At 76.2% G+C, this 5,522-nt stretch carries 6 protein-coding genes and 1 tRNA gene; all 7 read right to left on the minus strand.

Annotation, left to right across the window (positions count from 1 at the left end):
- The coding region (locus GTR00_RS13320) for a phosphatidylinositol mannoside acyltransferase (protein ID WP_166612096.1) at window positions 1-960 on the minus strand (960 nt) is incomplete at its 3' end.
- Window positions 957-1,589: a phosphatidylinositol phosphate synthase gene (gene pgsA, locus GTR00_RS13325; protein WP_166612097.1), complete on the minus strand. Its 633-nt coding sequence runs from the start codon at window positions 1,587-1,589 to the stop codon at window positions 957-959. The genes GTR00_RS13320 and pgsA, both read right to left, overlap by 4 nt.
- A gap of 3 nt (window positions 1,590-1,592) precedes the next feature.
- Entirely contained in the window at window positions 1,593-2,195 is a 603-nt protein-coding gene (locus tag GTR00_RS13330) for an HIT family protein (protein WP_166612098.1), read from the minus strand.
- The gene (gene thrS / locus GTR00_RS13335) at window positions 2,195-4,180 is read right to left on the minus strand and encodes a threonine--tRNA ligase (RefSeq protein WP_166612099.1); all 1,986 of its coding nucleotides are present in this window, start codon (window positions 4,178-4,180) and stop codon (window positions 2,195-2,197) included. Before thrS ends, GTR00_RS13330 begins: the two co-directional genes overlap by 1 nt.
- A 60-nt stretch (window positions 4,181-4,240) precedes the next feature.
- Entirely contained in the window at window positions 4,241-4,861 is a 621-nt protein-coding gene (locus GTR00_RS13340) for an MOSC N-terminal beta barrel domain-containing protein (RefSeq protein WP_166612100.1), read from the minus strand.
- A gap of 24 nt (window positions 4,862-4,885) precedes the next feature.
- A tRNA-Val gene (locus GTR00_RS13345) sits at window positions 4,886-4,957 on the minus strand.
- A gap of 121 nt (window positions 4,958-5,078) precedes the next feature.
- Window positions 5,079-5,522 (minus strand): TIGR02611 family protein (locus GTR00_RS13350; RefSeq protein WP_205705741.1); only part of this gene is annotated, 444 nt, incomplete at its 5' end.

Below are 5,522 nucleotides of genomic sequence, written 5' to 3' on the forward strand. Positions count from 1 at the left end.
CCCGCGGGCCGCCCGCTCCCCCCGGCCCGCCCGGGCGGCGGCGACGTCGTCGGCGAACAGCGGCTGCAGCACGTGCCAGTCCTGCGGGTGGGCGCGCACGGCGGCGGCCAGGGCGTCCGCGCACGCCTGCGTCATGGCGGCCACGGCCGCGGCGCGCTGCTCGCGCGGGCTGCGCCCGGGCTCCACCGGCGGGCGCGCGACCTCCTCGCCGAACTCCACGACCAGGGTGCGCGGGCGCTCGGGCGCGCCCTCGTACCACAGGGAGGCGGGGAACAGCGCGGCCCCGGAGGCCAGCGCCAGCGCGGCCGGGCCGGCGGCCATGGGCACCTCCTCGCCCAGGAAGCGCACCGGCACGCCGCTGCCGGACAGGTCGCGGTCGGCCAGCAGCGGCACGAACGCCCCGGCGCGGGCGCGGCGCACCAGCGCCGGGAAGGTGCCGGGGTCGCCCAGCGGCAGCACCTCCATGCCCAGGGAGCGCCGGAAGGAGAGGAACTCCTCGAAGACCGCCTCGGGCCGCAGCCGCTCGGCCACGGTGACCACGGGCGCCAGCTCGCGGGCCGACCACGCGGCGGCGTGGTCCCAGTTGCCCAGGTGGCCCAGGGAGACAACCACCCCGCGCCCACAGCGCAGGTGCTCGCGCAGCGGCCCGGTGCCCGTGGCGCGCACGCTGCCCACGGTGCGCTCGCGCGACCACGCCGGCAGCCGGAACACGTCGCACCAGTAGCGGGCGTAGGAGCGCAGCCCCTCGCGCACCAGCGCCTCGAGCTCCTCCGGCGCGGCGCCGGGCCGGGCGCGGCGCAGGTTGGCGCGCAGCTGCTCCACCCGCGGGCCGCCGCGCGCGTGGGCGCGGTCGGCGGCGCGCTCCACCGCGCGCAGCGCGAGCGGTTCGGGGACGGCGCGCGCCAGCCGCCAGGCCACCTTGAAGCCGGCGGCGGTGAGGCCGTCGAGGGCCCCGCTCACGCGCCGGGCGCGGGTGGGGCGGCGCCGGCCAGCGCCTGGTGCCGCACCGCGGCCATGCGCTGCACGACGGTGACGAGGCTGGCGACGGCGAGCAGGGCGAGCACCACCGTCAGGAACGGGCGGGGCACGCCCAGGCCGACGAGCGCGGTGCCCACCAGGACGGCGACGAGGCGGTCGGAGCGCTCGGCGATGCCGACGTTCGCGGTGAAGCCCAGGCCCTCGGCGCGGGCCTTGGCGTAGGAGACCAGGCTGCCCAGCACCAGGCACAGCAGCGCCAGCCCGGCCGTCAGCGGCGAGCCGCCGCCGCGGGCGAACCACACCACCAGGCCGCCGAAGACGGCGGCGTCGCCGAAGCGGTCCAGGGTGGAGTCCAGGTAGGCGCCCCAGCGCCCGGAGCGGCCCAGGGTGCGGGCCATGATGCCGTCGACGGTGTCGGAGAGCACGAAGAACGTCACCGCGATGGAGCCCCAGAACAGGTGTCCCAGCGGGTACAGCACCAGGGCGCTGACGACCACGCCGGCGGTGCCGGCGATCGTCACCGCGTCCGGCCCCACGCCCAGGCGCAGCAGGAGCCTGGCCGGCGGCGTGAAGACGCGCGCGGCGAAGTCGCGGGCGTTGCGGCCGAGCACGCCTCAGCCCTCGCCGCCGGCCGCGGCGGCCGGCTCGGTGCTGGTCCAGGCCGCGGCGAGGCGCCGGCGGGTGTCCTCCAGCAGCTCCGGCAGCGCCTTGGTGCGCGCCACCACCGGCAGGAAGTTCGCGTCGCCGGCCCAGCGCGGCACGACGTGCTGGTGCAGGTGCGCGGCGATGCCGGCACCGGCCACGGCGCCCTGGTTCATGCCGATGTTGAAGCCGGCCGGGTTCGAGGCCGCGCGCAGGGTGGTCACCGCCGCGCGGGTCAGGGCGGTGAACTCCGCCAGCTCGGCGGCGTCGAGGTCCACGTAGGAGGACACGTGCCGGTACGGGCACACCAGCAGGTGCCCGGGGTTGTACGGGTACAGGTTCATCACGACGAACACGCGCTCGCCGCGGTGCACCACCAGCCCGTCCTCGTCGGTGCGCGAGGGCGCGCGGCAGAACGGGCACTGCTGCGCGTCGTCGGGGTCGGCCGGCTTGTCGCCGCCCGTGATGTACGCCATGCGGTGCGGCGTCCACAGCCGCTCGAAGCCGTCGGGGTCGCCGGGGAACCCCGCGGCCGGCTCGGCCCGCGGGGCCCCCGGCCCGTCCACGCCCGCCATCAGACCTGCACGCGCCGCTCGACGGCGTCCACGACCTTCTGCACCGCCTGCTCGACGGGCACGCCGTTCTCCTGGCTGCCGTCGCGGTAGCGGAAGGAGACCGCCCCGGCCTCGACGTCCTCGGCGCCGGCGATGAGCAGGAACGGCACCTTCTGCTTGGTCCAGGTGCGGATCTTCTTGGGCATCCGGTCGTCGGAGGAGTCCACCTCGACGCGCACGCCGCGCGCGCGCAGCTGCGCGGCGACCGCCTGCAGGTGCTCCACGTGCGCGTCGGCGACGGGGATGCCGACGACCTGCACCGGGGCCAGCCAGGGCGGGAAGGCGCCGGCGTAGTGCTCGGTGAGCACGCCGAAGAAGCGCTCCAGGGAGCCGAACTTCGCCGAGTGGATCATCACCGGCTGCTGCTTGGAGCCGTCCGCGGCGGTGTACTCCAGCCCGAAGCGGGCCGGCTGGTTGAAGTCGTACTGGATCGTCGACATCTGCCAGGTGCGGCCGATGGCGTCGCGGGCCTGCACGGAGATCTTGGGCCCGTAGAACGCCGCCCCGCCCGGGTCGGGCACCAGGTCCAGGCCGGTGTCGCGCGCGGCGGCCTCCAGCACGGCCGTGGCGGTGGCCCACTCCTCGTCGCTGCCGATGAACTTCGCGGAGTCCCCGCGGGTGGACAGCTCCAGGTAGTAGTCGTCCAGGCCGAAGTCGCGCAGCAGGCCCAGCACGAAGTCCAGCAGGTGCTTGATCTCGCCGGGGGCCTGCTCGGCGGTGACGTAGCTGTGCGAGTCGTCCTGGGTGAGCCCGCGCACGCGGGTCAGGCCGTGCACGACGCCGCTCTTCTCGTAGCGGTAGACCGACCCGAACTCGAAGAACCGCAGCGGCAGCTCCCGGTAGGACCGCCCGCGCGAGCGGAAGATCAGGTTGTGCATCGGGCAGTTCATGGCCTTGAGGTAGTACTTGCTGTTCTCCAGCTCCATCGCCGGGAACATCGTGTCCTCGTAGTAGGGCAGGTGCCCGGAGGTCTCGAACAGCCCGCCCTTGGAGATGTGCGGGGTCCCGACGTAGTCGAAGCCCTCCTCCACGTGCCGGCGGCGCACGTAGTCCTCCATGACGCGCTTGACGACGCCGCCCTTGGGGTGGAAGACGACCAGGCCGGAGCCGATCTCGTCGGGGAAGGAGAAGAGGTCCAGCTCGGCGCCCAGGCGCCGGTGGTCGCGCCGCTCGGCCTCGGCCAGGCGCTCCTGGTAGGCCTTCAGGTCGTCCTTGCTGGCCCAGGCGGTGCCGTACACGCGCTGCAGCTGGGGGTTCTTCTCGCTGCCGCGCCAGTACGCCGCCGCCGAGCGCAGCAGGGTGAAGCCGTTGCCGATGAGGCGGGTGCTGGGCAGGTGCGGACCGCGGCACAGGTCCTTCCAGGCCACGGTGCCGTCGCGGCGGACGTTGTCGTAGATGCTCAGCTCACCGGCGCCGACCTCCACGCCGGCGCCCTCGGCGGCCTCGCCGGCGCTGGACTTCAGCCCGATGAGCTCCAGCTTGTACGGCTCGCCGGCCAGCTCCTCCCGGGCCTCGTCGTCGGTGACGACGCGGCGGACGAAGCGCTGCCCCTCCTTGACGATGCGCTGGGCCGTCTTCTCGAGGGTCTTCAGGTCCTCGGGGGTGAACGGGGTCTCCACGTCGAAGTCGTAGTAGAAGCCGTCCCGGATCGGCGGGCCGATGCCCAGCTTGGCCCCGGGGAAGTGCTGCTGCACGGCCTGCGCGACGACGTGGGCGGCGGAGTGGCGCAGCACGGCCAGCCCGTCCTCGGAGGAGAGCAGGACGCCCTCGACCTCGTCGCCGTCGGCCAGCGGGTGCGACAGGTCGCGCAGCTCGCCGTTGACGCGGGCGACGACGACGTCGCGCTCGTCGGCGAACAGCTCGGCGGCGGTCGTGCCGGCCGCGACCTGCACCGTCGTCGCGGGCGCGGAGGCGCCGGAACGGGTGACGGTGAGCTGGGCGGACACTGCGTGCCTCCGGGGGGTGCGTCGGTCAGGGCCGTGGAGCGCGGCTCCACGCCCGCGACTCTATCCGGGGCCCCCGCCCGCGCCGTCGGCGCGCGGCAGCAGCCGCGCCGCGTCGCCGGTGCGCAGCGCCCCGCCGCGCAGCACCTCGGCGAAGGAGCCGGCGCAGTGCCGGGGCGGCTCCCCCAGCCGCAGCAGCACCGCACCGACCTCCAGCAGCGCGCCCACCAGCTGGGCGGGGGACGGCGGGCGCGCGCCGGGCGCCGGGCGCAGGACGAGGTTGGCGCGGGAGGAGTCGCCGGCCGCGGGGTCCTCGCGCTCCAGGGTGCTCACGACGTGCACGGCGGCCACCTGGCGGGCCCCGCCGGGGGCCGGGCGCAGCTCCAGGGGAGCGTCCAGGCCGAGGAAGCGGGCCACCGCGGCCAGGTCGCCGGGCGCCGCGCCGGGGGCGCGCAGCAGCGGCGCGCCGGCGGGGCCGGACAGCTCCAGGGCGCGCAGGCGGGGAGCGGTCTTGGCGGTCAGCGCCTCGCCGCCGACGACGGCGAGCACGAAGCCGCGGTCGCCCACCAGGCCCTCGGGGCCCACCTGCGCTCGCGGGGGGCGCAGGCCGGGCACGGACTTCACGGGGAAGAGGGCGACCTCGACGACGAGAGCCCCGAAGCCGGGGGCTTCGGGGCTCTGCATGCGCTGCTCCTGGGTGGAACGGTGTGGGCGATACTGGGATCGAACCAGTGACCCCCTCGGTGTGAACGAGGTGCTCTCCCGCTGAGCTAATCGCCCGGTGCGACCGCTGTCCGCGACCGGTGGAAGAACCGTACCGCATCCCGCGGCCTGCTCTCGACCACCCCGCTGGTCGTCCCGGCCGCCGACGGGCGGCCCCCCTGCGGGAGCGAGCGGGCCCTCAGAGGCCGGGCAGGCGCGTGAGCTGGGCGGTGACGACGTCCGGGCTCCACGCCGGGACGCCCTGCCACGCCAGGTAGCCCCAGACCACGGCCGCGACGGCGGCGGCGGTGCCCGCGCCCAGGGCGGTGCGCGTGCCCCACGAGCGCCGCCCCAACCACCGGGTCCACCGGTGCAGCTGGCGGCGGGCGAACCGGTGCAGGCGGCGGGCGGTGGCGAACTCGGTGCCCAGGACCGCCAGACCCAGGAAGACCACGAGCCAGCCCGGCCCGGGCAGCGGCACCAGCGCCAGGCCCAGCACCACCACGGCGGTGCCCGCGACGGCGACGGCGGTGCGGTACGCCCGGTCGGCGTGGGGGTCGGCGCGCAGCCGCTCGCGGCGCGCCCGGAAGGCCGCGCGCCACCGCTCGGCGCGGTGCCGGTGCACCCGTGGTGCGTCCGGGGC

Source organism: Kineococcus indalonis, from assembly GCF_009906395.1.
Taxonomy (GTDB): Bacteria; Actinomycetota; Actinomycetes; order Actinomycetales; family Kineococcaceae; genus Kineococcus; species Kineococcus indalonis.

Bases quoted from the DNA above. Each gene is read 5' to 3' on its own strand.
- GTR00_RS13330 (WP_166612098.1), bottom strand. From the start codon at position 2,195: ATGGCGGGCGTGGACGGGCCGGGGGCCCCGCGGGCCGAGCCGGCCGCG.
- GTR00_RS13340 (WP_166612100.1), bottom strand. From the start codon at position 4,861: ATGCAGAGCCCCGAAGCCCCCGGCTTCGGGGCTCTCGTCGTCGAGGTC.